This window comes from Cellulosimicrobium cellulans, from assembly GCF_042723955.1.
Lineage (GTDB): Bacteria > Actinomycetota > Actinomycetes > Actinomycetales > Cellulomonadaceae > Cellulosimicrobium > Cellulosimicrobium cellulans_H.
Window position 1 is genome coordinate 1 of the sequence record NZ_JBHXIC010000101.1, and the last position, 13,865, is coordinate 13,865.

The 13,865-nt window shown below is 76.1% G+C and carries 13 protein-coding genes; 7 read left to right on the plus strand and 6 right to left on the minus strand.

The window, feature by feature from the left end; all coding sequences use genetic code 11:
- Positions 1 to 160 precede the first annotated feature (160 nt).
- The gene (locus ACFWH7_RS18675; protein ID WP_378218774.1) at positions 161 to 1,537 is read right to left on the minus strand and encodes an LppM family (lipo)protein; all 1,377 of its coding nucleotides are present in this window, start codon (positions 1,535 to 1,537) and stop codon (positions 161 to 163) included.
- Positions 1,538 to 1,741: 204 nt separating this feature from the next.
- On the opposite strand from ACFWH7_RS18675, the gene clpB reads away from it, so the two are divergent.
- From clpB to ACFWH7_RS18700, 5 genes are all read left to right on the plus strand, one after another.
- On the plus strand, positions 1,742 to 4,363 hold the full coding sequence (clpB, locus tag ACFWH7_RS18680; RefSeq protein WP_378218776.1) for an ATP-dependent chaperone ClpB: 2,622 nt from the start codon (positions 1,742 to 1,744) through the stop codon (positions 4,361 to 4,363).
- A 137-nt stretch (positions 4,364 to 4,500) separates the two neighbouring features.
- Positions 4,501 to 5,472 (plus strand): diacylglycerol/lipid kinase family protein, encoded by a 972-nt coding sequence (locus ACFWH7_RS18685; RefSeq protein ID WP_378218778.1) that lies wholly within the window; start codon positions 4,501 to 4,503, stop codon positions 5,470 to 5,472.
- A gap of 70 nt (positions 5,473 to 5,542) precedes the next feature.
- Positions 5,543 to 5,941, plus strand: coding sequence for a hypothetical protein (locus tag ACFWH7_RS18690; protein ID WP_378218780.1), 399 nt, complete (start codon positions 5,543 to 5,545; stop codon positions 5,939 to 5,941).
- 91 nt (positions 5,942 to 6,032) lie between these two features.
- A complete protein-coding gene (locus ACFWH7_RS18695; protein WP_378218782.1) occupies positions 6,033 to 6,692 on the plus strand; it encodes a UdgX family uracil-DNA binding protein in 660 nt (219 codons plus the stop codon).
- Positions 6,689 to 7,495: a YqjF family protein gene (locus tag ACFWH7_RS18700; protein ID WP_378218784.1), complete on the plus strand. Its 807-nt coding sequence runs from the start codon at positions 6,689 to 6,691 to the stop codon at positions 7,493 to 7,495. The genes ACFWH7_RS18695 and ACFWH7_RS18700 overlap by 4 nt, the downstream gene beginning before the upstream one ends.
- Before the next feature lie 2 nt (positions 7,496 to 7,497).
- Here ACFWH7_RS18700 and ACFWH7_RS18705 read toward each other — a convergent pair whose 3' ends face one another.
- The 4 genes from ACFWH7_RS18705 to ACFWH7_RS18720 form a co-directional block, all read right to left on the minus strand.
- Positions 7,498 to 8,157, minus strand: a complete 660-nt coding sequence (locus ACFWH7_RS18705) for a response regulator transcription factor (RefSeq protein ID WP_237841515.1) — start codon at positions 8,155 to 8,157, stop codon at positions 7,498 to 7,500.
- Positions 8,154 to 9,464, minus strand: a complete 1,311-nt coding sequence (locus ACFWH7_RS18710; RefSeq protein ID WP_378218786.1) for a sensor histidine kinase — start codon at positions 9,462 to 9,464, stop codon at positions 8,154 to 8,156. The genes ACFWH7_RS18705 and ACFWH7_RS18710 overlap by 4 nt, the downstream gene beginning before the upstream one ends.
- A 124-nt stretch (positions 9,465 to 9,588) precedes the next feature.
- The gene (locus ACFWH7_RS18715) at positions 9,589 to 10,482 is read right to left on the minus strand and encodes a hypothetical protein (protein ID WP_378218788.1); all 894 of its coding nucleotides are present in this window, start codon (positions 10,480 to 10,482) and stop codon (positions 9,589 to 9,591) included.
- The gene (locus tag ACFWH7_RS18720) at positions 10,482 to 11,195 is read right to left on the minus strand and encodes an ABC transporter ATP-binding protein (protein ID WP_378218790.1); all 714 of its coding nucleotides are present in this window, start codon (positions 11,193 to 11,195) and stop codon (positions 10,482 to 10,484) included. The genes ACFWH7_RS18715 and ACFWH7_RS18720 overlap by 1 nt, the downstream gene beginning before the upstream one ends.
- A 297-nt stretch (positions 11,196 to 11,492) precedes the next feature.
- Here ACFWH7_RS18720 and ACFWH7_RS18725 point away from each other — a divergent pair, with 297 nt between their 5' ends.
- Positions 11,493 to 12,299 (plus strand): peptidoglycan-binding protein, encoded by an 807-nt coding sequence (locus tag ACFWH7_RS18725; protein WP_378218792.1) that lies wholly within the window; start codon positions 11,493 to 11,495, stop codon positions 12,297 to 12,299.
- A 104-nt stretch (positions 12,300 to 12,403) separates the two neighbouring features.
- On the plus strand, positions 12,404 to 13,081 hold the full coding sequence (locus ACFWH7_RS18730; protein WP_378218794.1) for a TetR/AcrR family transcriptional regulator: 678 nt from the start codon (positions 12,404 to 12,406) through the stop codon (positions 13,079 to 13,081).
- 24 nt (positions 13,082 to 13,105) lie between these two features.
- On the opposite strand, the gene ACFWH7_RS18735 is transcribed toward ACFWH7_RS18730, so the two are convergent.
- Positions 13,106 to 13,786 (minus strand): septum formation family protein, encoded by a 681-nt coding sequence (locus ACFWH7_RS18735; RefSeq protein WP_378218796.1) that lies wholly within the window; start codon positions 13,784 to 13,786, stop codon positions 13,106 to 13,108.
- Between the last annotated feature and the right edge of the window lie 79 nt (positions 13,787 to 13,865).

A 13,865-nucleotide genomic window follows, 5' to 3' on the forward strand; every position in this document is an offset into this window, starting at 1 on the left:
ACATGCGGGGGGCAATGGGTGGTGCTCGTCGGGGGTGGGTCGGCGGGTCCACCGCGTGACGTACCACGGCCCGCCCGGGAACTCCGGGGCGGGCCGTCGATGGATGGTGCCGCAGGTCACCGGCCTCGCGCGGCGGACGCCGCGTGAGGCGTCCCCCCCGTCACTCGGGCGGGGGGCGCAGGCGCGTCGCGTCGTCGATCTCGTCGTCGGGTCCGCCCGGCGCCGGGGGAGCGTCCGGTCCCGGCTGCGACGGGAGCGGCTGGGTCGGGGCCGGCTGCTGGTACGGAGGCAGCGGCTGGGTCGCGCCCGGCGGGACGGGCGGCTGCGCGGGGAGCGGCGTCGTCGGCGACGACTGCGGGTGCGGCGCGCCGGGAGGCGCGTACGGGGCCGCGCCGGGGTAGCCGCCCTGCGGCTGCGGCGGGGCCGGCGGCTGTGCGCCGTACGGGCCCGGCGCCGGGGGGTGTGCCCCGTAGCCCTGCGGCGCACCCGGCTGGCCGGGGTAGGCGCCCGGCTGCTGACCCGGGTACGCGCCCGGCTGCTGGCCGGGGTAGCCGCCCTGCTGGCCCTGCTGGCCCTGCTGGCCCGGGTAGGCACCGGGCTGTCCCGGGTAGGCACCGGGCTGTCCCGGGTAGCCACCCTGCTGGCCCGGGTGCTGGCCCTGGGGCTGGCCGGGGTACTGACCGGGCTGACCCGGGTAGCCGCCCTGCTGGAAGCCGGCGGCCTGGCCGTCCTGCGCGCCGGGCTTGGAGCGGAGCACGAGCCAGAGCACGAGGCCGATGATGCCGAGCAGCACGACGCCGCCGATCACGAACCAGAGCCAGGCCAGGGAGCCCGAGTCCGAGGCGTCGCTCGCGCTGTCGCCGCCGTCGGGCGCGGTGGCGCCGTCCGAGTCGCCGGTGGCCTCGTCCGAGCCGCCGTCGTCCGTGCCGGCCGCGCCGCCCGCGACGGCCGAGCCGCGCGCGGTCATCTCGTTCGTCTCGCCGACGACCGGCGTCCACGTCACGGTGTTGCCGTCGATCTCGCCGTTGGACTCGGCGACCTCACCGGGGAACGTGACGGAGATCTTGATGTCGAGGCTGTCCATCATCTGCTGCGTCAGCTGGTCGCTCGTCGCGTCACCCGTGTCGGGGTTGAACTCCTCGCCGGTCATGTCCATCGACCCGCTCACGACGAACTCGTCACCCTCGCGCGTGACCGAGATCGAGTCGGCCCCGGCGGACGAGAGCTGTGAGATGGGCTGGTCGGTATAGGTGATCTTGGTGCCCGTGTACCCGTCCTGGGCGTACGGCTCCTGCGTCGCGCCCTCCGGGAGCTCGGACTCCATCTCGGAGCCCATCGAGTCCCACATCTCCTGCGGGTCCATGTTCGCGGACTCGGCGAGCTCGTCGCTGAACGCCATGACGACGCTGCCGTCGAACGTGTCGTCCTCGTTGAGGGTGAGGGCCATGTCCATCCTCATGCACCCCGCGAGGAACAGTGCGAGGGTGGCGAAGAGGGCAGCGAGGCCGAGTCGTCTGCGCAAGGGTGAGGAGTTCACCGGCCCAGCATGTCGCGGATCGTCGCCCGAGGCGAGGGTCGATGCCGATTTGAGACGGAATGCGGCCGGGAGTTCATCCGCTCCGGACGACGTACCGCGGGGAGGCCGTGCGCGAGGCTGACGAACGAAGTTGAGCGGAATACACTCAACTTCGGAGTCGTTCCACTGGTCAGACCATCTTTCGAGCACCACACCGGAGCACCTATGGAAACGAAGTTCACCACGATGTCGCAGCAGGCGATCGGCGAGGCGATCCAGACCGCGTCGGCCGCCGGCAACCCCCAGCTCGAGCCGACCCACCTCCTGGCCGCGCTGCTCACGCAGGAGGGCGGCGTCGCCGTCGGGCTCCTCGACGCCGTCGGCGCGGACAAGCAGGCCGTCGGGCAGAAGGTGCGCGCGGCCCTCGTCGCGCTGCCCACGGCGAGCGGTTCCGCCGTCGCGCAGCCGACGCCGTCGCGCGCCACGTCCACGGCGCTCGACAACGCCGCGAAGGAGGCGCAGGCCCTCGGCGACGAGTACGTCTCCACCGAGCACCTGCTGCTCGGCATCGCCGCGGGGTCGTCGCAGGCCGCGACGATCCTCCAGCAGGCCGGCGCGACCGCCGACGCGCTGCGCTCGGCGTTGCCCGCCGTGCGCGGCAGCGCGCGCGTGACGAGCCCCAACCCGGAGGGCACCTACAAGGCGCTCGAGCAGTACGGCACCGACCTCACGGCCGCGGCCGCCGAGGGCAAGCTCGACCCCGTGATCGGCCGCGACTCCGAGATCCGGCGCGTCGTGCAGGTGCTGAGCCGCCGCACCAAGAACAACCCCGTCCTCATCGGCGAGCCCGGCGTCGGCAAGACGGCCGTCGTCGAGGGCCTCGCGCAGCGCATCGTCGCGGGCGACGTCCCCACGTCGCTCCAGGGGAAGCGCCTCGTGTCCCTCGACCTCGCGAGCATGGTCGCGGGCGCCAAGTACCGCGGCGAGTTCGAGGAGCGCCTCAAGGCCGTCCTGGAGGAGATCCGGTCCTCCGACGGCGAGGTCGTCACGTTCATCGACGAGCTGCACACGGTCGTCGGGGCGGGCGCCGGCGGCGAGGGTGCCATGGACGCCGGCAACATGCTCAAGCCGATGCTCGCGCGCGGCGAGCTGCGCCTCGTGGGGGCGACCACGCTCGACGAGTACCGCGAGTACATCGAGAAGGACCCGGCCCTCGAGCGCCGCTTCCAGCAGGTGTTCGTCGGCGAGCCGTCGGTCGAGGACACGGTCGCGATCCTGCGCGGCCTCAAGGAGCGGTACGAGGCGCACCACAAGGTGACGATCGCCGACTCGGCGCTCGTCGCGGCGGCGTCGCTCTCCGACCGCTACATCACCGGGCGTCAGCTCCCGGACAAGGCGATCGACCTCGTCGACGAGGCGGCGTCGCGCCTGCGCATGGAGCTCGACTCCTCGCCCATCGAGATCGACGAGCTGCAGCGCGCGGTCACGCGCCTCGAGATGGAGGAGGTCGTGCTGTCCGAGTCGACCGACCCCGCGTCGCTCGAGCGGCTCGAGAAGCTGCGCGCCGACCTCGCGGACCGTCGCGAGGAGCTCGCCGCGCTCACCGCGCGCTGGGAGGCCGAGAAGGCGGGCCACAACCGCGTCGGCGACCTGCGCGCCAAGCTCGACGAGCTGCGCGTCCAGGTCGAGCGCGCGATCCGCGAGGGCGACCTCGAGACCGCGGGCCGGCTGCAGTACGGCGAGATCCCGCAGGTGCAGCGCGAGCTCGACGAGGCCGAGGCGGCCGAGCAGGCGGACGACGCGTTCGCCGCGTCCGGCCCGGAGGCCGCGCCGATGATCGCGGACAAGGTCGGGGCCGACGAGATCGCGGAGGTCGTGTCCGCGTGGACGGGCATCCCCGCCGGCCGCATGCTCCAGGGCGAGAGCGAGAAGCTCCTGCACATGGAGGACGTCATCGGGGAGCGCCTCATCGGCCAGCAGGCGGCCGTCCGCTCGGTCTCCGACGCGGTCCGCCGCTCGCGCGCGGGCGTCGCGGACCCGGACCGACCCACGGGCTCGTTCCTCTTCCTGGGCCCGACGGGTGTCGGCAAGACGGAGCTCGCCAAGTCGCTCGCGGACTTCCTGTTCGACGACGAGCGCGCCATGGTGCGCATCGACATGTCGGAGTACTCGGAGAAGCACTCGGTGGCCCGCCTCGTCGGCGCGCCCCCGGGGTACGTCGGCTACGAGGAGGGCGGTCAGCTCACCGAGGCCGTCCGGCGCCGTCCGTACTCGGTCGTGCTGCTCGACGAGGTCGAGAAGGCGCACCCCGAGGTCTTCGACATCTTGCTGCAGGTGCTCGACGACGGTCGCCTCACCGACGGCCAGGGTCGCACGGTCGACTTCCGCAACGTCATCCTCGTGCTCACGTCGAACCTCGGGTCGCAGTTCCTCGTCGACCCGATGCTCGACGACGCGGCGAAGCGCGAGGCCGTGATGAGCACGGTGCGGTCGAGCTTCAAGCCGGAGTTCCTCAACCGCCTCGACGACGTCATCGTCTTCGAGCCGCTCACGCTCGACGAGCTCGGCCGGATCGTCGACATCAGCGTCGCGCACCTCGCGAAGCGCCTCGCCGACCGGCGCATCACGCTCGACGTCACGACGGCGGCGCGCGAGTGGCTCGCGCTCGAGGGCTTCGACCCCGCCTACGGCGCGCGCCCGCTGCGCCGCCTCGTGCAGCGCGAGATCGGCGACCGCCTCGCGCGGATGCTGCTCTCGGGCGACGTCGCCGACGGCGACGTGGTGCGCGTCGACCGGGACCCCGAGGCCGAGGGCCTGACCCTCGCGACGGAGATCCTCACGGCCTGACGACCGGGCCCGACGGACCCCGGGTTTCTTCCGCCGTCGAGACCGACCGGCGGCAGGGCCCGGGGTCCGTGCGTCCGCGCGGGCTCGGGTGCGCCCCGCACCGCGCGTCCTCACGGCAGCCGGGACATACTCGGTCCGTGCCGACCGACGAAACGACCAGCCCCGCACCCACCTCCCCGCAGCGGCCCGACGACGCCCCTCGCCGTTCGGCCGTCATCGTCAACCCGAACCGGGTGGAGGGCCTGGACGCGTTGCGCGACCTCATCGTCGCGCGGCTCACCGAGGCGGGGTGGCCGGAGCCCGCGTGGCTCGAGACGACGGCCGAGGACCCGGGCACGGGCCAGGCGCGGCAGGCGGTGGCGGACGGCGCCGAGGTCGTCTTCGTGAGCGGTGGCGACGGCACGGTGCGGGCCGTCGTCGAAGGGCTGACGGGGACCGATGCCGCGCTCGCGATCCTCCCGGGTGGCACCGGGAACCTCCTCGCGGTGAACCTCGGCGTCCCGACCGACGCGGAGGAGGGCCTCCGGCTGGTCCTCGAGGGCGGTCGACGCACGATCGACGTCGGCGTCGCCGACGGGCAGACGTTCGCCATCATGGCCGGGATGGGGCTCGACGCCGCGATGATGCGCGACGCGCCGACGGCGCTCAAGGCGAAGGCGGGGTCCATCGCGTACGTCTTCTCCGCGCTCAAGCACCTCGCCGACGACGAGATGCGCGTCGAGGTGACGGTCGACGGGCAGACCCGGCGCCGGCGTGCGCGCACGGTCGTGATGGGCAACGTGGGGCGCCTCCAGGCCGGCACCAACCTGCTCCCGGACGCGGAGCCGGACAACGGGCAGCTCGAGGTCGCGATCATCGCGCCCCGCAACGTCCGGCACTGGGTCCAGCTCCTGTGGGGCGTCGTGCGGGGCAAGAGCCGCGTGCCGAGCCGGGAGGTCGTGCGCGGACGGGAGGTCTCCGTGGTCTCCGACCGGACGCAGCCCCGCCAGCTCGACGGCGACGTCATCGAGCCCTCCGAGCGGCTCGACGTCAGCGTGCGGCCGCAGGCGCTGCACGTGTGCGTGTACCAGCCGGACGAGTCGGAGGACCTCACGCGGGGCGCTCCCTGAGCCCGGCGCCGAAAGTCGCGGCCCGCGGACGTCCCTGTCGCCGGACCCGGCGCTTGGGCAGGATGGGCGCATGAGCGCTCCCCAGCCCGGCCCCGAGACCTGGTCCGCACCCGCCCCCTACGGCTCGAGCTCGCCGGCCCCGGCCCCTGGTGCGCGGCGCTCGCCGCTCGCCGTCGTCGCCTTCGTCGCCGGGACCGCGACCGTCCTCGTCGGTGCGGTCGTCACGCTGGCGCTCCCGTTCGTGCTCTCGTCCTCGGGCTACGCGCCGTCGTCGGTCGGCGTGCTCCAGCTCGTCAACGGCATCCTCACGGGTGTCCTCGCGCTCGTCGCGACCGTCACCGGCGCGGTCGCGCTCGTGCGACGGCTGCCGGGCACGGCGCTCGCGTCAGCCGGCACGGCGCTCGGCGCGGCGGCACTCCTGGGGGTCGTCCTCAGCCTCGTGCAGGGTGCGCTCTACCAGGTCCTCTGACCTCCTCCGACCAACCCGGGGCCCGTCGCGGGCGCGTGCGTCCCCGCGAGCGCCGGGTGCGAGCCGGTGCGCGGTGCTGCACGGTGGGCCCATGAGCCCCCGACGACCGGCTCCGGAGCGACCCGGAGCGCAGGAGTGGCTCCCGCGGGGCCGTGCGGCGAGCGACGTCGGCGCCCTCGCCCGGGCGGCGCGGGACTGCCACGGGTGCGAGCTGTGGGCGGACGCCACGCAGGTCGTGTTCTCGCGCGGACCCGAGCGTGCCCGGCTGGTGCTCGTCGGCGAGCAGCCGGGCGACCGTGAGGACCGCGAGGGCGAGCCGTTCGTCGGGCCCGCGGGGCGCGTCCTCGACGACGCGCTCGACGCGGCGGGCCTGTCCTCGGACGACGTCTACCTGACGAACGCCGTGAAGCACTTCCGGTTCGAGGAGCGCGGCACGCGCCGCCTGCACAAGAGCCCGGACGTCGCGCACGTGCGGGCGTGCCTCCCGTGGCTCACCGCCGAGGTCGCCGCCGTGGCGCCCCGCGTCGTCGTCGCGATGGGTGCGACCGCGGGGCGGGCCGTGCTCGGGCGCCCCGTGCGCGTGACCGCCGAGCGCGGCCGCGTGCTCGACCTCGACGACGCGCCGCGCGTCGTCCTCACCACCCACCCGTCGGCGCTGTTGAGGCTCCGCGAGCGCGCCGAGCGGGAGGCGGCGTTCGCCGCGCTCGTCGACGACCTCCGCCTCGCCTCCGACGCGGCCGGCGTCCGGTGACCGACCGTCCGGCCCCGCCCGCGCCCGACCCGGCGGCACCGGGGCCGGGAGCCGCGCCGCGCGAGGCCCCGCGCCTGGTCGTGAACGTGCAGCGCTGGGAGGCGCTGACGTTCCTCCACTGGCGCGTCGACCCGGGCGTCGTGCAGGGCTGGCTCCCGCCCGGGCTGACCGTGCAGGAGGTGGACGGGACGACGTGGCTCGGCGTGGTCCCGTTCGTCATGGCGGGCGTCCGGGTCCCGCCGCTGCCCGCGCTCGGTGCGTGGTCGACGTTCCCCGAGCTCAACGTCCGGGTGTACGTGCGCGACCGCGCGGGCACCGAGGGCGTGTGGTTCCTCGGCCTGTGGGCCACGTCGCGCGCGTTCGTCGCGGCGACCCGCGCGGCGGGCGTCCCGTACCACCCGGCCCGCGCGGTGGTGCACGCAGGCGGCGACCGCGCCGGCCCGCCGTCGGCGGTGCGCTACCGGTTCGGCTCGGAGGGTCGAGGGCCTCTGCGCGTCCCGTACGAGCACCCGAGGCTGCGCGACCTCACCCTCCGCGCCGAGGTGCGCGCGCACGAGGAGGTCGACGCGTCGTCGGCCCTCGTGCGGTGGCTCACGGCGCGCTGGAACGCGTACGGTGCGCGGGCCGGGCGGCTGTGGCGGTTCCCGGTCGTGCACGAGCCGTGGACGCTGCGGCGCGGCACGTTCGACGCGCTCGACACGGACCTCCTCGTCCGCCTCGGGCTGCCGCCCGCCGACCCGGAGCTCGTGCACGTGGCCGCGCCGGTGCACGCACGGTTCGCGGTGCCGCGGCCCGTCCGCTGAGGTCAGCCGGCCGGGTCGACGACCCCGTGCCGGAAAGCCCAGACGACGAGCTGCACGCGGTCGCGCGCCCCGGTCTTGGTCATGGCCCGGCTCAGGTGCGACTTCACGGTGCTCGGCTCGAGGAACAGGGCCGTCGCGATCTCCGCGTTGGACGACCCGCGGCACAGCAGGTCGACGATGTCGAGCTCGCGCGGGGTGAGGAGCGCGGCCGCGTCGTCGTCCCGGGAGACGGGCGCGCGACGGCGCGCGAACTCGCCGATGACCCGTCGCGTGAGGGACTGGTCGACCAGGCCGTCGCCCGCCGCCACCCGGCGCACGGCGTCGACGAGCACGTCCGGCTCGGCGTCCTTGAGCAGGAACCCGCTCGCGCCGGCCTCCAAAGCGCCGAACACGTAGTCGTCGAGGTCGAACGTGCTCACCACGAGCACGGGCACCGGGTCGACGACGTCCGGCCCGGCGAGCGCGCGCGTCGCCGTGATCCCGTCGCCGCCGGGCATGCGCACGTCCATGCACACGACGTCGGGCCGCTCGCGCCGCGCGACGCGCACGGCGTCGGCGCCGTTGGAGGCCTCGCCGACGACCTCGATCCCCTCGCTCTCGAGGATGACGGTGAACCCGGCGCGGACGACCGCCTGGTCGTCCACGAGCACGACGCGCGTCACGAGACCCCCTGGTCGGCGGTGCGGGAGTCGCGCGCGGGTGCGCGCGGCACGGTGAGGCGCACGAGCCACGCCCCGTCCGGGGCGCGCCGCGCGTCGAGCGAGCCGCCGAGGACGGCCGCCCGCTCGCGCATGCCGACGAGCCCGTGACCGGTCTGCGGGCCGGCGGCCGGTACCGTGCCCGCCGCCGGGTTGCGCACGGTGAGGACGAGGTCCGCCGCCGACCACGCGAACCGGACGGACACGGGCCGGCCGGGAGCGTGCCGGCGGGCGTTGGCGAGCGCCTCCTGGAGCACGCGGTAGACGGCGATCTGGGTGCTCGGCGTCGGCTCCCACGGGCTGCCGTCGGTCTCGACCGTGACGACGGTGCCCGCGGAGCGGGCCGTGTCCAGGAGCGCGGGGACCTCGGCGAGCGTCGGCTGCGGCGCCTCGCGCTCCGCGCCGTCCTCGTCGTCGTGGCCGCGCAGGATGCCGACCACGAGGCGCAGGTCGTCGAGCGTCTCGCGCCCCTGCGCGCGGATCCAGCGCACCGACTCCTTGGCGCGCTCGGGGTCCGCGTCGACAAGGCGCTCCGCGGCCGACGCCTGGACCACGATGCCCGAGAGGTGGTGGGCCGCGACGTCGTGCAGCTCGCGGGCCATGCGCGCCCGCTCCTCGAGGACCGCCTGGGCGGCGAGCGCCTCGCGCTCGCGCTCGGCGCGCCGCACTCGGTCGCGCAGCTCGGCGACGAGCTCGCGCCGCGTCGCGACGTACGAGCCGACGAGCGCCGCCCCGACGAACGTGAGCAGCGCGGAGAGCAGCGCGCTGCCCACCTGGAGCGCGTGCTGCGCGGGCCCCGCTCCCGCCGGGACGGCGAACCCGCCGAGCGCGAAGACGAGCACGACCTGCGCGACCGCCGCGGCGGCGGGCGCGCCCAGGCGCGTGCGGCGCGGCGCGTACGCCCCGGCGGAGTAGGCGGCGACGAGCGTCGCCGGGGCCTGGAAACCGACGTAGGGCGGCAGGAGCACCGTGATGGCGACCTGGGCCGCCACGGCGAGCGCGAGGCAGGCGAGCGGTGCCCGGCGGCGGAACGTCAGGGTCGCCGCCTGGAGCACCACGAGCGCGAGCACGGTCGCGCGCACACCCGGGGTGACGATCGCGGTGCCCGGTCCCGCGCCGAACGTCGTGCCGACGTCCGTCGCGAACACACGCTCGATGCCGAGGAACAGCACGACGGTCGCGGCGGCGACGACCCCGGCGAGCACGGCGTCGCGCCCGGTGTCGGTGCGCACGCCGACCCGGTCGAGCGCGCGGCGCAGGGCCTCGGTCACGATCTCCTCCAGGGGGATGACGGGCAGGGACGGGCAGACGCGGCGGGCCTGCCCACCCTACGGTGGCCCGCCGACCCGGCCGCCGAGGCGGAGGCGTGGTGCCAGGCCCCGCCTCGGCGGACGGTCACACCAGGTCGCGGCGCTGGAGCGTGAGGGCGCCGCTCCCGAGGAGCACCGCGACCCAGGCGACCAGCCCCGCGAGCGCGGCGAGCGTCCCCAGCGGTGCGGCACCCCCCAGGAGCGCCGCGCCGGACTGCCCCGTCGAGGCCAGCGCGCCCAGGCCCAGCGGCAGCCACTCCGCCGCGGCGGACTCGCCGCCCGACAGCAGGGTGACCGCGCCGCGGACGATCGGCTCGGCGAGCGCGAGCGCCGCGACGGTCACGACGGCGGCCACCTGGCCGCGGACGAGCGTCCCGATCCCCAGCCCGAACCAGGTGAGGAGGACGAGGACCGCGAGACCGCGCGCCCACACGCCGAGGACCTCGCCGGGACCGAGCGCGAGCGTCGCGCCCGGGGTCGTGACGATCGCGACGGTGAGGCCCAGGGCGCCGACCACGGCGAGCACCACGCCCACCGCGAGGGCGACGGTCGCCGTCGCGCCGGCCTTGGCCGCGAGGATGCGCAGCCGCGACGGCTGGACGAGCGCCGTCGGCACGATGCCGCCCGTGCGGAAGTCCGTCGTCGCGGCCAGCACGCCGAGCAGGAGCATGCACAGGGTCGCGACACCGACCGACCCCGAGCCGTTGAGCCCGTTGCCGAGCAGGTCGAGCATGCCGCGCTGGAACGACGGCTGGGCGGCGTCGGTGAGCGCGCCGAGGTCGGGGGCCAGGTCCTCGAGCATCTCGGGCGACGCCTGGAACCCGACGGTCGAGCCGCCGCCGAGCGCCTCGGTACCCCGCAGGATCGTGGGCAGCAGGAGGGTGAAGGCCTGGACGACGAGCATCCCGGCGACGGCGACGGCCGCGACGACCCACGTCGCGCGGGTCGTGCGGAGCTTGAGCATCTCGGCGCGGTACATCAGCGCACCCCTTCGGTCGTGGCGGTCAGGTCGAGGTAGAAGTCCTCCAAGGACTCCCCGCGCAGCAGGTCGTCCAGCGGCCCGTCGGCGACGACGCGGCCCTGCCCGACGACGACCAGGTCGTCCGCGACCTGCCGCACCTCGGACAGCACGTGGCTCGCGAGGAGCACGGTGCCGCCGTCGTCGGCGAACGCGCGCACCAGGTCGCGCAGCCAGCGCATGCCCGCCGGGTCGAGCCCGTTGGCGGGCTCGTCGAGCACGAGCACCTCCGGGTCGCCGAGCAGCGCTGCGGCGATGCCGATGCGTTGCCGCATCCCGAGCGAGTAGGTGCGCACGCGCCGGTCGGCGGCGGGCGTCATGCCGACGAGCGCGAGCACGTCGTCGACGCGCCCCGGCGGGATCAGGCCGGCCGCGGCGAGCACCCGCAGGTGGTCGCGGCCCGTGCGCCCGGGGTGGAGGCCGCCGGCGTCGAGCAGGGCGCCGACGGTGCGGGCGGGGTGCGGCAGGTCGGCGAACGTGCGGCCGTCGAACGTCGCTGTGCCTGCTGTCGCGGCGGCGAGGCCGAGCAGGACGTGCAGCGTCGTCGTCTTGCCCGCGCCGTTCGGCCCGAGCAGCCCGACGACGCGGCCCGGCGCGGCCGTGAACGTCACGTCGTGCACGGCGTCGAACGCCCCGTAGGTCTTGCGCAGCCCGGAGACGTGGATGGTGGTCATGCCGGTCCCTTCCTCGATGCGTCCCGCACGGGCCTCCCGCGCGGTGCCTGACCAGGCTGTCGCGCGGGCGGTCCCCGGGTCTTGCGGCGCAGGGGGGAACCTGCGTTGCGACCTTCGTCGCAACCGGGTCGGTCCGGACGTGGACCCGCGCCGTCCGGCGCGGTGTCGTCGCAGGTGAGGGTGCCGGGCGTGACATCGGGCCGGGCCATGGGGCAGGGTGGACGTCCACCCGACCGTTCCGGCGGGCAGCGCCACGCGTCGTCCGCCGGTCCCCGACCCGCCCTGGAAGGAGGCGACGTGCGCCGACGTCATGGCTCGACCGGTTCCCCGGAGGGCGGCCGCGTCGCTCCGACGACGCCCGTGGCGCGCCGCGCCGCGACGCCGTGGGTCACGGTCGCCGCGGGTGCCGGCGCGGTCACCCTCGTCGTGGCGGTGGCCGGGATGGTGGGCGCCGCGACCGGGGGCGGCGAGACCGTCGTGGTCGGCGCCTCGGCCGACGGCGGGACCGCTGTCGAGGACGGTGTCCCGTCCGTCACGCCCCGGCCCGACGTGCCCCGCCCCGAGGTGACGCGCATCCCGCCGCCGGACCACACGCACGACCGGGCGGACGGCGCCGAACCCGCGACGACGCCGGCGCCCCGACCGTCGGCGGCCGGGACGGACACGCCGCCCGCGTCGGCCGACCCCGCGCCGACCACCGAGCCCTCCGCCGCGCCGAGCGGCACCCCACCGGAGCCTGCGCCGACGACCCCGGCACCCACGACCGAGCCCGACGAGGCGTCCGTCTCCTGGGTCCAGGAACGCCTCCGCGTGCACGGCGCGGACGTCACGGTCACCGGCACGCTGGACGAGGCGACCCGGGCGGCGCTGCGCGCCTTCCAGGAGGCGCACGGCCTTCCCGGCGACGGCGCCGTGACCGCCGCGACGGCCGAGGCGCTCGCGGCCGCCCCGGAGGATGGCGACGAGGAGTCCACGGACCCGGGTGGGACCGCTCCGACCGAGCCCGCGCCGCCGTCGTCCACGGACCGGCCGTCGGTCACCGCGCCGGGCCCGACCCCGAGCACCGGGGACCGGGCCGAGGCCACGCTCGCGCCGGCGTCCTGAGCGTCGTGGACCGGGCCGGGCGGGTGAAAGCCGACGGACCGGCGCCGGGGACCTGTCGCGGTCGGTAGGGTTTTCTCTCTCGGACGACGGACGGAGCAGGACCCATGACGAGCGCGGCCCTCGGCGCCGGCCACGACCGTGGCGCTCCCCGTCGCACCGCGAGCGCCGACCCCGGGCGCGGGTACGCGAAGGGCCGCGCCAAGCGCGAGGAGATCCTCCAGGCCGCGATCGTGCTCTTCGGCGAGGTCGGCTTCCACGCCGCCTCGCTGCGCGAGCTGGCGTCGCGCGTGGGCATGTCGCACCCCGGCCTGCTCCACCACTTCCCGACGAAGGTCGCGCTCCTCGAGGCGGTGCTCGACCACCGCGACACCGTCGACCAGGCGGACCTCGAGGACGACCTCGCGCGCGGCACGGACTACGTCGACGCCCTCGTGCGCCTGGTCGAGCGCAACGCCCTCCGGCGGCACATCGTCGAGCTGTTCACGGCGCTGGCGGCCGAGGCGACGTCCCCGGACCACCCGGCGCACGAGTACTTCGTCCGGCGGTACGAGTGGGCGGTCGCGCGCACCCGGGAGCAGCTCGCCCGCCGGGCGCGCGCGGGCGGGCTGCGGGACGGGATCGACCCGTCGGCCGCGGCGCGGCAGATCGTCGCGCTCATGGACGGGCTCCAGGTCCAGTGGCTCCTGTCCCTCGACCGCCCCCGGTCCGAGCGCGTCGACATGGCGGCCGACCTGCGCGCCTACCTCCGGCTCGTCCTCGCCGACGACGCCCCCGCGCGCTGAGCGCGAGGACCTCCGGCGGCGCGCTCAGCCGAGCAGGTCGTCCGGGAGCGGGTCGGCCCCGGCGGCCAGGCACAGCCCCGTGCGGTCGCCGGCGCGCCAGGACGCCTCGGTCGGCGACCACACGACGAGCTCGACGCCCTCCGGCGCGTCCGCGCCCAGCACGTCGGTCGCGCACACGCGCGCGACGCGGCGGTCCACGGCCTGCTGGCCGGGCCACACCTCGTCCGCGCCCAGGTCGGTCCGGGCGACGACCTGCGCCCGGTGCTCGTCCGCGCACGGCACGGCCCGCACCTGCGACACCTCGCCGTCGGGCGGCAGCTCGTCGAGGCAGGTGCCCAGCACGAGCTGGACCGCGTTGACCGTCTGCGGGGCGTCGACGTCGCCCGCGAGCGGCGTGCGCGCCTGCTCGCCCTGCCACCAGACCAGCGCGCCCGTGGTCCACGCGACCGTGACGACGGCGCCCACCACCATGCCGGCGACGGCGAGCCCGCGACCGCGCGTGCCCCGGGATCGCGCGCGGGAGAGCCCCGCGGCACCGAGCCCGATCCCGACGGGACCGAGCACGACGCCCGCGGGCACGCTCGCCACGGCGAGCGGCTCGACGCGCGGCGGCGCGGGCTGCCACCCGGGCGCGTAGTACGTCTCCGGGGCGAAGCCCGGTCCGACCGGGCCGGCCGGGGGCGGCACCGGGGTGCCCGACGGCACCGGGCTCCCCGACGGTACCGGGGCGTGGGGGGGGGGGGGGGGGCCCGCCGCGCGGGGGGGGGGCGCGGCCGCGCGGCGG